14 protein-coding genes are annotated in these 13,333 nt (G+C 58.1%); 4 read left to right on the top strand and 10 right to left on the bottom strand.

Features of this window, described 5'->3' with window-relative positions:
• Positions 1-33 precede the first annotated feature (33 nt).
• Positions 34-504 (top strand): hypothetical protein, encoded by a 471-nt coding sequence (locus tag RBB47_RS22765; protein ID WP_305988192.1) that lies wholly within the window; start codon positions 34-36, stop codon positions 502-504.
• Between the two features lie 106 nt (positions 505-610).
• Here RBB47_RS22765 and RBB47_RS22760 read toward each other — a convergent pair whose 3' ends face one another.
• The 7 genes from RBB47_RS22760 to RBB47_RS22730 all read right to left on the bottom strand — a co-directional run bounded on the left by RBB47_RS22760 (position 611) and on the right by RBB47_RS22730 (position 7,623).
• Positions 611-1,432: a putative quinol monooxygenase gene (locus tag RBB47_RS22760; RefSeq protein WP_305988191.1), complete on the bottom strand. Its 822-nt coding sequence runs from the start codon at positions 1,430-1,432 to the stop codon at positions 611-613.
• Between the two features lie 32 nt (positions 1,433-1,464).
• Complete coding sequence (locus tag RBB47_RS22755) at positions 1,465-2,388, bottom strand: dihydrodipicolinate synthase family protein (protein ID WP_305988190.1); 924 nt, start codon at positions 2,386-2,388, stop codon at positions 1,465-1,467.
• Positions 2,389-2,393: 5 nt separating this feature from the next.
• Positions 2,394-3,539: a zinc-binding dehydrogenase gene (locus tag RBB47_RS22750; protein WP_305988189.1), complete on the bottom strand. Its 1,146-nt coding sequence runs from the start codon at positions 3,537-3,539 to the stop codon at positions 2,394-2,396.
• An 81-nt stretch (positions 3,540-3,620) separates the two neighbouring features.
• Complete coding sequence (locus RBB47_RS22745) at positions 3,621-4,541, bottom strand: TRAP transporter substrate-binding protein (RefSeq protein ID WP_305988188.1); 921 nt, start codon at positions 4,539-4,541, stop codon at positions 3,621-3,623.
• A gap of 60 nt (positions 4,542-4,601) precedes the next feature.
• Positions 4,602-5,567 (bottom strand): tripartite tricarboxylate transporter substrate binding protein, encoded by a 966-nt coding sequence (locus RBB47_RS22740; protein ID WP_305988187.1) that lies wholly within the window; start codon positions 5,565-5,567, stop codon positions 4,602-4,604.
• Between the two features lie 43 nt (positions 5,568-5,610).
• Positions 5,611-7,104, bottom strand: coding sequence for a tripartite tricarboxylate transporter permease (locus RBB47_RS22735; RefSeq protein WP_305988186.1), 1,494 nt, complete (start codon positions 7,102-7,104; stop codon positions 5,611-5,613).
• Positions 7,105-7,107: 3 nt separating this feature from the next.
• Positions 7,108-7,623 (bottom strand): tripartite tricarboxylate transporter TctB family protein, encoded by a 516-nt coding sequence (locus RBB47_RS22730; protein ID WP_305988185.1) that lies wholly within the window; start codon positions 7,621-7,623, stop codon positions 7,108-7,110.
• 204 nt (positions 7,624-7,827) lie between these two features.
• Between RBB47_RS22730 and RBB47_RS22725 the strand changes: the two genes are divergently transcribed.
• The 3 genes from RBB47_RS22725 to RBB47_RS22715 all read left to right on the top strand — a co-directional run bounded on the left by RBB47_RS22725 (position 7,828) and on the right by RBB47_RS22715 (position 10,778).
• Positions 7,828-8,460, top strand: coding sequence for a GntR family transcriptional regulator (locus RBB47_RS22725; RefSeq protein ID WP_305988184.1), 633 nt, complete (start codon positions 7,828-7,830; stop codon positions 8,458-8,460).
• A 294-nt stretch (positions 8,461-8,754) separates the two neighbouring features.
• Entirely contained in the window at positions 8,755-9,471 is a 717-nt protein-coding gene (locus RBB47_RS22720; RefSeq protein ID WP_305988183.1) for a cytochrome b561 domain-containing protein, read from the top strand.
• A gap of 362 nt (positions 9,472-9,833) precedes the next feature.
• On the top strand, positions 9,834-10,778 hold the full coding sequence (locus RBB47_RS22715; protein WP_305988182.1) for a hydroxyacid dehydrogenase: 945 nt from the start codon (positions 9,834-9,836) through the stop codon (positions 10,776-10,778).
• 154 nt (positions 10,779-10,932) lie between these two features.
• Here the strand turns inward: RBB47_RS22715 and RBB47_RS22710 are convergent, their stop codons facing one another.
• The 3 genes from RBB47_RS22710 to RBB47_RS22700 all read right to left on the bottom strand — a co-directional run.
• Complete coding sequence (locus RBB47_RS22710) at positions 10,933-12,192, bottom strand: LVIVD repeat-containing protein (RefSeq protein ID WP_305988181.1); 1,260 nt, start codon at positions 12,190-12,192, stop codon at positions 10,933-10,935.
• 187 nt (positions 12,193-12,379) lie between these two features.
• On the bottom strand, positions 12,380-12,946 hold the full coding sequence (locus RBB47_RS22705; protein WP_305988180.1) for a thioredoxin domain-containing protein: 567 nt from the start codon (positions 12,944-12,946) through the stop codon (positions 12,380-12,382).
• A gap of 85 nt (positions 12,947-13,031) precedes the next feature.
• Positions 13,032-13,333, bottom strand: a 302-nt coding sequence (locus tag RBB47_RS22700; protein ID WP_305988179.1) for a hypothetical protein, incomplete at its 5' end; no start/stop codon positions are given.

The following is a 13,333-nucleotide window of genomic DNA, read 5'->3' as shown; positions in this document are numbered from 1 at the left end:
TTCGATGAGGTTTTCGTGCCTGGAAATTCTTCTTTGAGCCTTTTGAAGACCGCAACCGTCGCGCTTCTCGCAGCAGGTGCATTTGCAACGCTTAGCTCAACTGCAATTGCAGCAAGCCTTGCAGAGCGCTTCGAAACAGGTGCCTGTTATTCCCGCGCCTACTCCGCCGATCATCTTGGCAACCACCCTCAGCAACTGGTTGCACGCATCTGGTTCGTCGCGGACCCGTCGCTTGGTGTGAGCCCGGACGGCCAGGCACTACGTTTTGGCTTCATACTCAGGGATGGACGGCGCTACGACAGCGTTGCCTATTGCCGGGCCGATGCGAGCTGCGCGACCGAGGGTGACGGCGGACGAATCCAGTTCACGGACCGTGGCCCGAACCTGCGCATGTCGATCGTCGACTATCTTGTCGTTGAGGGTGCCGATTTCTCACCCGATCTGTCGCAGAGCGATGACAGGGTGTTTCTGCTCTATCCATCCAATCCGGCAGGGTGTGGCTGAAGCCCATCGTCGCAACATGTTTCGAACAGATGCAGCTTGGTCAGCCTGCGTGTTGCAAAAGCAGACGGGGGCGCCAGGACGATGACCTGGCGCCTCCCTGGCTGGATTATTCCGTAACCAGCTTGTAGAGCCGCTCGTCCCAAAGGCTGCCTGTCAGCATGTTGGGGACGAACTGCGGATCGGCATTCACGCCGCCTTCGGGCACGATACCGGCGAGTTCGTTCCGGAACTGCTTCTTGTCGGGCTGGACCTGATGCGCCTCTTGCGACGCCTGGCTGTCCCACATCTCGACAACGCTCATGTGGTTACCTCGGTTCGACTGTGTCAGCACGTCGAAGCGCATGTTGCCGTCATGAGTCCGGCTGAATTCGGCCAGGTCTGTCATCATTTCATTTCCGCAGGGTCCGGCCGGGTCGACTTGGCGGTCACAAGGTGCAAATTGCTCCGGCGGAATGATGTCGGCGTGGGTGATCACATAGACCGTCGACGACGTGCCGGCTGGGACGTCCGACGGTGCGGCAGCTACCAGACCGACATGCGGCCGTTCGTCGTAAGGCGCGTAGAGAAGCGGTTCCAAAGCGTTGCGATACGCAAGGGTGTGCTCCGCGGCGGCGTGGGCCGAACGATCTTCGGGCGTCGCCCAGGTTTCGAGAACAATGAAATGATTGTCTTGACCCAAGCGTTGCAAGCCCTCGAACCGAAGAAGGCCGGTCTCGCTTGCGCTGTCCTTTGCCTGCTTTTTGATCAGGTCGAGCGCTTCATCAGACTTGCTCGCATCGACTTCAATATATGTCACGATGAAAGTCGGCTCGTCGGACAAGACAGTTCCGTCCTTTAGTGTCACGTCAGCCATGACCGACGTTGAACCGAGGGCCAGCAGGGCCGCCAAGCCAAGTCCCCGTAGCGGATTTCTAAATGTATTGATCATGATTTCCTCCCTAGACAGTGGTTGAACGCCGCTTATGCGGCAAGGCGAACAGTCAGGTCTCCGGCCTCTGACTCCAGAGCTTTCAAATCGTCAAACAATGCCTGTGCCTGTTCGGTACTCAGCGGAACCAGCGGAGCGAATGTCGCGCACCAGCTGTCATCGCCCGACTTCCAGGCCTCGATCTGCTTCAACGCCGCGCTCAGCGGATATTTCGAAATCGTCTGGCGGACAGCCGCCAGCGCCCTCTGATAAGCTTCGGCGTCGCCGCCGACGGCATCGATCGTTGCGCGGGCCAGTCCTGCTGAGGCATTGGTGGTGGCGGAAATAACGCCGCCGCACCCGTTCTTGAGCGCGTCACGAAGCACGCCCTCATTTGACGGGAAAACGTCAAAGTCTGCCGCGGCGCCGGCGAAGGCCAACGTCCCCTCATAGTCGCCAGAACTGTCCTTGAGACCGGCGATGACTTGCCCGAATTCCACCTTCAGTTCCTGGATCAGCGGGATCGAAATCGGCGTCATCGACATTTGCGGAAAGTGATAGAGATAGATCCTCAGATCGCTCGAACCGACCTGCTCGATCAGCCGCGCGTAGTAGGCGAACAACCCCTTGTCAGGCACATTCTTCAGGTAGTAGGGCGGCAGCACCAGGACGTTTGGAAAACCTGCGTCGACACACGCACGCGTTAACTCAACCGCATCGTCGGCGGCGCAGGAGCCGGTCCCGAAAATCACCTGATCGCCTGCAAAACCAGCCTCGGCAAATGCGCCGGGCAGCGCGAGGCGCGACGCCGTTGGAAGCGAATTGCCTTCGCCTGTGGTGCCCGCCGGAGCAACCCCGTCCAGGCCTTCGTCGATCAGCCGCTTGCAATAGTTGACAAGCTTCGGGATATCGACGGTTCCGTCGACGGCGACCGGGGTGACAGCGGCGGCATAGACGCCGTTTCTTGCTTTGCTCATGAGAATTACTCCGCAGCTTGGGCGACGCGCTCCGCGCCTCGAGCCTTGACAACAACCTTGATGGCGTCGTCGATCCGATCCTTCGCGTAGCGGATCGCCGTCGGCAGGTCCTCCAGCGCAAAGGTGTGGGTGTGAATGAGAGTGGCGTCGAACGCTTTCGCAGCCATCAGCGCCATGGCGCGGTGCGTGGCGCTCTTGCCTTCGCCGCGAATGCCATAAAGATACATGTTGTTTTGTACCGCGTAGGGTAAGTCGACCTTCGTCGGCTCATGCGGAAACGCTGCAAGGCAGATTTTCCCGCCGCGATTGGTCATCCGGATGGCGTCATTGATCGCGACTTCAGAACCGGCGCATTCGACCACGTAGTCAGCCCCTTTCGGGCCCACGATGCGTTTGACCGCATCGACGGTGTTCTCGTTTCGAACGTTGATGACGTGATCCGCACCGAGCCTGCGGCCGATCGCCAGGCGCGCGTCGCGCGTGCCCGTCAAGACAACAGGTGAAGCACCGAGCGACTTGGCGACGGCAACGGCCAGGAGACCGATGGCGCCAGGGCCAGTCACCACCACGCTTTCACCTGCAACCAGCCCCCCGAGCTCGGTCAGGCCATACATCGACGTGCCGGCCGTGACGACAAGCGTCGCCTCTTCGTCCGACATGTCATCGGGCACCTTGATCATGGTGTTGATGTTGTTCACCGCATATTCGGCAAAGCCGCCATCCGTGGTGAAGCCGTTCGCCCTGTGGCCCTTGTTCTTGTCTCCATAATTGAGACCGTAGTTGAGGCAGCTGGTGTACATGCCTGCGCGGCATCGCTTGCACTGGCCGCACCCTGCATGAATCTCGACGGTGACGCGGTCGCCGATTTCGAACTCATCGACGCCGTCTCCAAGACCGACCACTGTGCCCATGTATTCGTGACCGGGCGTGAAATTCTTGTTGAACGGTGCGCCCCCCTGCACCAGGGCCGGTGATCCGTAATGCAAGATCTCCAGGTCAGTGGCGCAAATCGCAACCGCGTCCACACGGACAAGCGCCTCGGCGCGCTTCGGCTGCGGAACCGGTTTTTCGGTCAGGAGCAGTTCGTCGGGATCACCGATCACCCAAGCCTTCATCTGTTCAGGGATCGGGAAGTCAGGAGAAGTTTTCATTGCGCGTCCTCGGATGACTCATTCTATCGATTATCGATAATCTAAATTAGATATCTAGTGATGTCAACATTATCGATAATATTAAATTACAACTTCGGCAAAAACCTCGACGAGGTTCGGCGACAACCGGGACGTGATCCTGGTGCGGACCTTTGCGGTCAGTCGCAGGAACTCGGCAATGTCGATGTTTTCTCGCGGCACAATTTCAATCCGCTCGCGTTGCAGGATGGCACGTGTCTCTTGGTCTTCGCGTTCCGCAATCTCTCGCTGGATCAGGGTCGCGTATCGTGCTGATGCCACGAGAGCATCACGCGCGGTTTCGTCCAGCGCAGCGAAGTATTGCGCATTCACGACACAAAGTGCGACGCCGAATATGTGGCCTGTTTCACTGACATGGTGATGAAAGCGATGCATGCCGAAGCGCACCAGGTTCGTCAACGGGTTTTCCTGCGCATCGACCTTGCCGGTTTCCACGGCAGTAACCAGGTCTTTCACATCGGTCACGACTGGCGTGAACCCCATGGAGCGCAGCGTTTCTTGATAAAATCGGTTGTCCAAAGTCCGGATCACGAGGCCTTCGCAATCCGCCGCGCACCGAACCGGTCTCTTGCGGTTGGTAATGTGGCGAAGTCCATTGTCCCAGAAACCAAGCAGCTTCATCCCGGTTTTTCGTTCGAAAGCCGAACACAGAATGTCACCGGCTTCGCTATCCAATGCGGCGCAGGCTTTGCGCCTGTCACTGACCAGAAACGGAATGTCCATCAAGCCGAGCTCGGGAACGCGCTCCGTCATGTAACCGCTGGCCAGATAGCCAATGTCGAAGGCCCCGGTTTCCAGCCCTTCGAAAAGGTCACGTGCGGCCATGCCTTCTCTGGTGACGTCCAGGTGCTCCTCAACGTCAAACCGCGTATCGAGCTCCAGAAGCATGGAAGAAAGGGCCTTCATGCCACGGGTGTGAACCGAGTGCGGACCCTGGTAACCACCTATTCGCGCTTTCATCATGGCAGAGCTCACAGGTTTTGTTCACCGGGATGGTCGCCCACCCCGGGAACATGATCACGCTTAGTTGGACGCCAGACCGTCAACCAGAGCCTTGTACTCGTCCGATTGCTTCAGACGAATGGAATCATAGGCCTCGCCATCCATGAACTCGGCGTTCTCGCCAAGTTTGCCGAGAAGGCGCTTGTAGGTTTTGTCGTCCTGCATTTCAGCGAAAGCGGAGCGCAACTTGGCCAGGGCTTCGTCCGGAACGCCGGCGGGAACCAGAACGACGCGGTGCATGATGCCCATATCGCCGACGCCCTCGATGCCCACCTCACCGGTTGTCGGGACACCTTCAATGGCGGTGCCCGGCGAGACTGAAACCAACGGACGCAAGGCGTCGCCTTGGCTGTCAATCACGGAGTTGAACGCCATGGAGACATCAACGTCACCGGCCAAGAGCGCCTGAAGAGCCGGACCGCCACCCTTGTGCGGAACCAGTGTAGGCCGAACACCTGCCTCGGTGAACAGCAGTGCGCCTGGAACCATGAAGGCACCCCAGTTGCCGGAATGACCGAAACGCAGTTTTCCGGGGTTGGCTTTGCCATATTCCAGCATTGAGTTGAAGTCCGTGAACTCGCTGTCGCTCTTCACGATCACCGACGGCGCTGCAAAGTTGGTACGCGCAACGGTCACGAAGTCCTTGTTCGGATCATACGGCAATTTGGCGACATGCTGCTGAAGCTGGTCGATAAAGTTCTGCGTGAACAGAATTGTGTAACCGTCAGCCGCGGAATTCGCTGCAGCGGCGGTTCCGGTCTGACCCGAGGCGCCCGGCATCAGTTTTACGATCACCGGCTGACCCAGATAGGTCGGCAGGATACTGGCGATGACGCGCGCATTCAGATCGTGCGAACCGCCCGCACCAAGCGGAATGATCATGGTGACCGGCTTTTCCGGGTATTCGGCCGCCGCCGTTGTGGTCAACGCGGAAAGGGCCAGAGCGCCGGCGATCAGGCCTTTGCCGAGATTAGTGAAAAGTTTCATCGTTTCCTCCATGTGTTGGAACTGTTCAGCGTGCATTCAAGCGTCACGCCGCCGCCTTCCGCCGAGCGCGGAGATGGTTTCTGAGAGCGAAAATCAAAAGCATCGGAATGAGGGCGAGCAGCGCCAAGGTCACCGGACGCTCGTTCACGATGTATCCGGCGACGTCGCCACCCGACAAAAGCAGTGTCTGGCCGATGGCATACTCCAGCGGCGGCGCGAGAATGAACCCCATGACGAGCGGCGTCACATCGAAGTTGAGCTTGCGCGCGCCGTAGCCGAACAGGCCAAAGACAACGAGAAACACCAGGTCCAGGGGATTCGAGCGATAGACATAGGTACCCGCCACCGCGAAGATCATGGTCAGCGGCACGAGATAGGAACGCGGAATTGCGACGACACGGGCGAAGATCGGTATCATCGCGCGCCCCAGAACCAGCAGCAGCAGGCATGCAATGACCATCGACCCCAGCAATGCGTAGACCATCGCACCGGAATCGGAGAACAACTGCGGACCGGGACGAAGACCCTGCGCCACAAACGCGCCCAACAGGATTGCGGTGATGTTGTCGCCGGGGATACCCAGCGTCAGCAGCGGCACCATTGTTGGACCATTCACGGCGTTGTTGGCAGCTTCCGGGGCTGCGACGCCATCAAGGTCACCCTTGCCGAATGTCTCAGGATCAGGCGCTGCTTTCTTGGCCGCCGCGTAGCCCATGAACGCTGCAACAACCTGCCCGACACCCGGGACCGCGCCGATGGCGCCACCCATCCAGGTGGAACGCAGGATCGTGCGCGCCGACCGTTTCAGCTCCTGCCAGGAAAGACGCTCGCCTTCAGGCTTTGTGGCCTTGGCGCCCTCATTGATCCGCGATTCCACGGCCAGCAGGATCTCGGGGATGGCGAACAATCCAATCAGCATCGGCAGCAGGTCAATGCCGGCCTGAATTGCAAAAACGTCGAATGTGAAGCGGTTGACGGCGCCGATCGGATCCTGACCGATCAGCGAGATGAAGATGCCGATCATCAGCATCAACACACCCTTCTTGACCGCACCGCCGGAAGTGGATGCGATGATAGCCATGGAAAGAGCCAGAACGACCGCGAGTTCGGGAGGCCCGATCCGCATGGCAACCAGGGCGATCGGTCCGATCAGGAAAATTGTGAAGATACTCGAGGCGGTGTCACCGAAGACGGAGGCGTATAGCGCCATTTCCAGGGCCTTGCGGCTCTTGCCCTGCTTGGTCAAGGCAGGTCCGTCAAACGTTGTTGCAACGGATGCGCCAGTCCCTGGAATCCCTACGAGTATGGCTGGAATGGAGCCACCGTAGATGCCGCCCTTGTAAACGCCGATCAGGAACGGAATACCCACGAGCGGATCAAGGAAGAACGAGATCGGCAGCAGCACGGCCATCGCCATGACGGTCGTGAAACCGGGCAGCGACCCGACCAGGATTCCCAGCACCAGGCCCGCACCTGTCATCAGCACCGTGTCGACACGAAGGATGAGAGACAATCCTTCAAGGAGCTCCTGAAGCATCTTCTATCCTCCAAAAATCTGAAAAGGGAACGGCGGCAGCGAGACCGTCAGAAGGCGCGTGAAGATGAAGAAGACCGCGCTGGGGACCACGATGGCGGTAAAGCCGATCTTCAAGGGGCTTCGTGCGCCCAGAAAGAGGCTGAGCACGATAATCACGGCAGCGCTTGACGCGACAAATCCCAATGGGACCAGAAGCAACGTGTAGGCCAAGGCTGCACCCAGCGTGACCAGCACGCGCAGCAAGGCACTCAGATCGATTGAGACCGATGTTTGCTCTGACGGATGGGAAATGGCGTCGACGAACGTCCACAGACTGGCCATGAGCCAGAGAACGGTCACGACCTGCGGAAAGAATTCCGGGTTCAATCCTTCCGAATCCATCCCGAACAATGCCGGCGGCTTGTCCACTTGCGACGGCACCAATGCAAGCATCAGCGCCGCCAAGAAAATGTTCAAAAGGCTGAACCATGCATATGCCGACATGCGGCCCAACAGGCTGGTCACCAATGAATCTTGCATTGGATGTCTCCTCCCATTCGACTGAAAACCCCTGGAGTCACGCCTTCGGCTCACGTCGAATTACCGATACTCTATTATAGATTATCGATAATCGCAACCGCTATCACGTTTCGTGATCTGGCAATTTCATTATTATCGATTAAATATATCTTGTATGGTGCGGCTTCGGTCGCTGACTGCGACATACGCGAAGGGAGTTTTTGGATGGTTGAACCGCTCGTATTGAGCCGCACATCTCTGGCTGATCAGATAAGGGATCACCTGCTGTCTCGTATCGTGCAGGGCGAGCTTAAGCCAGGCGAGCGTCTTGTTGAGCTTAAGATCGCCACCGAAATGTCGACCAGCCAGGCGCCTGTCAGAGAGGCGCTGCGTCAGCTGGATGCATTGGGGATCATCGAAACCCTTCGCAACAAGGGCGCACGCGTGCGGGTGATACCCGACAAGGAGCTGCGTGAACTTTACGACGTCCGTGCGCAGATCGAAGGATACGCGGCTGAAATCATTGCCGAGCAGGGCGCTCCCCTCAAAACCAAGCTCGAAGAACAGGTCCGCAAAATGCGTGCGGCCGCGCGGGCAAATGACTCCCTGAGCTTTTCCGAACACAACACAAACTTCCATCGGCTGATTTTGGAAGCGACCGGCAATTCGACGCTCATCGAGCTCTGGGAACGGCTCCATGTGAAGGTCAGCACTATGGTGAACGTCGTCCGCCAGAACACAGACCTGGCTGCCGTGGCAAACTCACATCAGCCGATCATAGACGCGATCGCCGCAAGGGACCCTGTCCAGGCGAGAAAGGTGGCTGTCGAACACGTGTTGGCAAACAAACCCGAGTAACGAAAACCTTGATTTTGTTGAGGGCACGACCACCAGCCCTCAATCAATCAAACCCGATTTGAACAGTCCCTCAGCCGTGTAGCCGGTCTTGAGAAGAAGAAATCAACCTCTTGCAAAATCCATCGATTATCGATAATATCAAACCAAAGTGAGCGAGAAACTGATGCGATGAATCTGGATTTGGGCGTGGACCTAAAGTCCGCAGGCGGGCCGTCACGGACAGCAAAAGATCAAGCCTGTGATTTGTCTGGCCAGATTCTGAGCCTCGCAAAAGAATAAATCAGGGAGAAGCGAATGACTGAGAAAATGTCTCACATCCCGGAGACTGTGCACCTCGAATGGCTGGGGCAAACAATCGAGATCCATTGGAACTATCATGCGATCCTGATGTTCAGCATCTGGATGGTTCTGGTTCCACTCTGCATCCTCATCATCCGCTTCGGGAAACCCAAGCCGACCGAATTCGGGGTTCGCACGAAGATCGGCATCACCAACAAGCAGTGGTGGTGGTTTACCTCTCACAAATACGGGATGTTCGCGGCGGTATTCGCCTCGATTGCCGGGGCCGGGGTCGCGCTGGTTGTCAGCGGCGGCTTCAGTGCAACGGTTCATTCGCTGTTCGGCGCGCTCACCATTATCATGGGCTGCCTTCAGGTCGTGTCGGCTCTCCTGCGCGGGACCCACGGCGGCAAATACTACTACACGGCCGATCCGGACAATCCCAAAACCTGGGAAGGTGATCACTACAATCACTCCAAGCGCCGCCGCATGTTCGAGGCCTATCACAAGACGTCGGGCTATTTCACGTTCATGTTTGCCGTGGGCGCGGTCGGGTCCGGCCTGATGCAATATCCGATGCCGATCCTGACATGGCTGATGTTCCTTATCCCGCTTGCCTTTCTCGGTGCGTGGATCGCCCTTGAGTTCATGGGCCGCGCCTATGACGGCTATCGTGCCGTTCATGGATACGGAATGGAACATCCATTCAACAAGGAACGCGAGCTGCTCTAGGGTACGGACCCATAAATGAAGCCGATTTGGCGGCATAAATGGCGAAATCACGCGAGGAAGCGTGTGAAGAGTGGGCTTTATGCCCGGTCAAGCGCGTTGACGCTGCGAGGTGAAGCCATTTTGCCGTCCTTCGGATTTGACCGTTTTGGCCATCTGCTTCGTCGCGAAAGGCTTGAAAATGAACCACATTTCCTGCGCTTTCGCTCCTTGCCGCTGGTCAAAACGATCCAAACCAAATTGACTTCATTTATGAGTCCGTACCCTAAGGCCGCGACTTCAAAACCTCCAAGAAAAACACCTTCCCTCAGGGGCCATCACTGATGCGTGGCGGGGAAGCCCAAACCGATGGAAAGGTCCGCACGATGTCCGATGTGTTGATTAGCGAGTTCATGGACGAACCCACCGCCAGGAGCGTCATCGCCGAGTTTGATACGCATTGGGATCCGGATCTCTGGGGCAAGCGCGACGAGCTTCTGTCACGCGCTGCAGACGCGCGTGCCATCATCGTGCGCAATGCAACCCAGGTGAACACCGAGTTTCTGGACGCGGCACCGAACCTCAAGATCGTCGCCCGCATGGGCGTGGGGCTCGACAATATTGACGTAAAGGCCTGTCAGGCGCGGGGCATCGAAGTATGTCCCTCCATCGGTGCCAACGCGGTGTCCGTGGCCGAATATGTTATCGCCACGGCGCTAATCCTGCTGCGCGGACCCGCCTATTTCGCAACCGGGGAAGTTGCCGGCGGTGAATGGAACCGCACCAAGTTCGCGGGCGGCCGTGAGATGACCGGACGGACGATGGGCGTGATCGGTTTCGGGTCCATCGGACAGGTCGTCGGCGAAAAGGCACGCGGCATGGGCATGGAGGTGATTGCCTATGACGCCATGTTGCCGGCCGACTCGCCCGCCTGGAACAACGCCCGCAACGTGGACCTGGACACACTGGTCGCCGAGTCCGATGTGATCTCCGTGAACTGCCCGAAATTGCCCGAAACCATCGACCTGATCGATGCGCGCCAGTTCAGCCGGATGAAGGAAGGCGCGGTTCTGGTCAATGCCGGGCGCGGCGGTATTGTCAACGAGGCTGCCTGTGCGGACGCCCTCAGTTCCGGACACCTGGGCGGTGCAGCACTCGATACGCTTGATGTCGAGCCGATTGACGAAACCGCAAGCGCCCTCTTCCAGGGTGTCGGCAATCTCATCCTGACGCCGCACGTTGCCGGCGTCACGCAGGAATCCAACCGGCGCATTGCCGAAGTCGCCGCAAGCAATGTACGCCGGGTCTTGGGCGCACACGTTACAGCCTAGCGTTCAGGAAAGAAGCTCCGCCCAGCGCAACACTTGCCTGGGTCGAAATGGTGCCGGCATTCCTTTGTTTGCCGCTTCCAAACGCTCAGACCCTCGACAAAAAACGCCGCAAGCCTTTTGACCTGCGGCGTTTCTTTTTTGCCGTCGCGAAGGATCAGCCTTCGTATTCGAGAATGTAGAGCCCGGCATTGTAATCGGACGCATAGACGATGCCGTCCTTGGACACCCAGACATCGCAGGTCTGTATCACCTGCGGCCGGTTGAGGCGGCCATCCATCAGCCGCGCCGGTGCCGGCGGCACAAAGGCGGCAACTTCATTGGGCTGGTACTCGTTGGAAATATCGTAGACACGCACGCCTGCATTCTGTTGGGTCGCAAAGATCAGTTGATCGCTTACCAAACTGTCCGGACGGTTTTCGTGAATGTTGTGCGGCCCGAAATGCGCGCCCTTGTTCACATAGTCCGCGTCTGATGGGATCGGCACCGTCGAAATACTGACCGGGTTTGACGGTTCGCGAATGTCGAACAGCCAGATGTGCTTGATCCCGTCCGCACAATTGTCGAGCACGGCCTCGTCGGCAACGACAAGAAGATCGCGGTCGGGCAGCGGCAGACAGTTATGTGTGCCTCCGCCAAACGGCGGCGACCAGTTGCGGTGAACGATCAGCTCCGGATTGGTACGGTCCTTGACGTCCATGATCACCATGCCCGCATCGCGCCAGGCACCGTAGGCAGTATCCCCGTGAACAATCGCATGGTGCAGCCCGGCGCGCGCCGCGTTTTCTTCCGGGACCTCACCAGCCGCGCTATTCATCCCGGGCAGCCAGTAGCGGCCGGCCTCTTTCGGGTTTGCCGGATCCGCCATGTCGATGGTGACAAAGATATAGTCCGTGAACCCGTCAAGCAGGACCGACGCATACGCCCAGCGCCCACCCACATACCAGAGCCGGTGGATGCCGCCGCCTTCCACATCCATGAAGCCGATCCGTTTCGGTGCGGCAGGGTTTGAAATGTCATAAACGGACATGCCCGCGGTCCAGTCGCGCTTGGGCGCTGCCTGGGCATCCACGGTGCCGACTTTCTCGCCGATCTTGCCGGTGTAGTACTGCTTCTCATCCTGAAACTCGGGCGCCGCGAACATGTTGCGCGCATTGATCACCAGAAGCAGGTCTTCATGGCTTTGCAGGTGAATGTTCCAGGTGTTTGAGGCCGCGGGTTCGTAGTGAACGGGTTTCGGGTTCCTTGGATCGCGTACATCAACGACACTGAAGCCGTCTGAGAACATGTGACCGATGATTGCGTGCCCTTTGTTGACCATCAACTGCACGCCATCCGGTCGGCCGCCCTGATCGGAGTAGCCGAGTAGCTTCAGGTTGTAGGCATAGTCCGGCGTCGGCAGGTCACTGGCAGTCATCGTTTCTTCCCTTCATGCGCGGCCGTCAGGCGCGAAGCTTTTGATGCAACTTACTAGATTTATAGATTATCGATAATGTTAATTCAAGCCAAACACCCTTTGATGAACTGCTGATCCGTGTTGCTCACCGGTGGAATTGAACAAGATGTACAAGTCGCCCGGGTGCCGGATGGCGTCAAACCGGCACTCAACGGAGGCCGATTGCGTTGGCCCACTCCTCCACCGTGTCACCGCTGCTCATCTGGTTTGCGATCAGTCCATCCACTTGAAAGCTTGGAGAGACATGAACCCCGTTCTGCCGCACATATTTGGTGTGCCATTTGACATCAGCCTGGAGCGCGCTGATCTGAAAGGCCTCGGCAACATCCACGCCGCTCAGGGTCTTGATCCGCTCCAGAATGTCGGTTGGCGTACTGTCCAGATTCGGGCCAGCGCGATGGTCCTCAAATTCAAACTCATCGCGGTTCGCATAGATTGCGGCCATGACGGTCCGAGCATCCTCCTTGCCCTTCTTGGACGTCGACGCGGCGAGGATCGCGCGCACGATCACGCCGGAAAACATATGCCATGGCTGCGAGACAAAACGGATCTTGACTGTAATCCTGTCCGCTCCGACCAGTGCGATCAGATCGTCGATTTTGCCAAACGCCCTTGCGGAAAAAGGACATGTCGGCTCAAGAAACATCTCCACCACTTTGGGACCGCTGCCCCACACCAAGGGGTCCGCCCCGCTGGCTGAACGGCTGTCATCCATGGTCTTTCTCCCTGCTTGACCCTGCCCGGCCGACCAAAGCTGCGCCCCACTGACCCTTCATACGGGCGGTGGCGAGCGGCTCCGGTCAAACAGAGAGTGCAACACTCAACGGCCCTCCGCCAACCGCGAACGCTATCATTTTTTGTTGGATCGGCACCGCGTGTGACTGATGGAGTGCATTTGCCGGATTCGGAATTCCGGTTTTATCTGGATCGCAATCTGGACCGATCCCGGAAATGCGGACGAACGGCACGCAGACACGAAAAAAGCCGCCCGAAGGCGGCTTTTTCAACTCACTGAGGTAACGTGATGCCCGACCTGAGACATAGGTGACAAAGCGTTCCGGACACATAGGTAACACTTTCGGTTTTTTCGGGAGGTGTCGAT

It is taken from the genome of Roseibium sp. MMSF_3544 (assembly GCF_030732845.1).
Classification (GTDB): domain Bacteria; phylum Pseudomonadota; class Alphaproteobacteria; order Rhizobiales; family Stappiaceae; genus Roseibium.
This window is presented reverse-complemented; position numbering and strand designations above follow the sequence as displayed.

Coding starts and splice junctions, on each gene's coding strand:
- RBB47_RS22740 (WP_305988187.1), bottom strand. CDS start 5,567: ATGAAACTTTTCACTAATCTCGGCAAAGGCCTGATCGCCGGCGCTCTG.
- RBB47_RS22730 (WP_305988185.1), bottom strand. CDS start 7,623: ATGCAAGATTCATTGGTGACCAGCCTGTTGGGCCGCATGTCGGCATAT.
- RBB47_RS22715 (WP_305988182.1), top strand. CDS start 9,834: ATGTCCGATGTGTTGATTAGCGAGTTCATGGACGAACCCACCGCCAGG.
- RBB47_RS22755 (WP_305988190.1), bottom strand. CDS start 2,388: ATGAGCAAAGCAAGAAACGGCGTCTATGCCGCCGCTGTCACCCCGGTC.
- RBB47_RS22760 (WP_305988191.1), bottom strand. CDS start 1,432: ATGATCAATACATTTAGAAATCCGCTACGGGGACTTGGCTTGGCGGCC.
- RBB47_RS22735 (WP_305988186.1), bottom strand. CDS start 7,104: ATGCTTCAGGAGCTCCTTGAAGGATTGTCTCTCATCCTTCGTGTCGAC.
- RBB47_RS22710 (WP_305988181.1), bottom strand. CDS start 12,192: ATGACTGCCAGTGACCTGCCGACGCCGGACTATGCCTACAACCTGAAG.
- RBB47_RS22750 (WP_305988189.1), bottom strand. CDS start 3,539: ATGAAAACTTCTCCTGACTTCCCGATCCCTGAACAGATGAAGGCTTGG.
- RBB47_RS22705 (WP_305988180.1), bottom strand. CDS start 12,946: ATGGATGACAGCCGTTCAGCCAGCGGGGCGGACCCCTTGGTGTGGGGC.
- RBB47_RS22720 (WP_305988183.1), top strand. CDS start 8,755: ATGACTGAGAAAATGTCTCACATCCCGGAGACTGTGCACCTCGAATGG.
- RBB47_RS22725 (WP_305988184.1), top strand. CDS start 7,828: ATGGTTGAACCGCTCGTATTGAGCCGCACATCTCTGGCTGATCAGATA.
- RBB47_RS22745 (WP_305988188.1), bottom strand. CDS start 4,541: ATGATGAAAGCGCGAATAGGTGGTTACCAGGGTCCGCACTCGGTTCAC.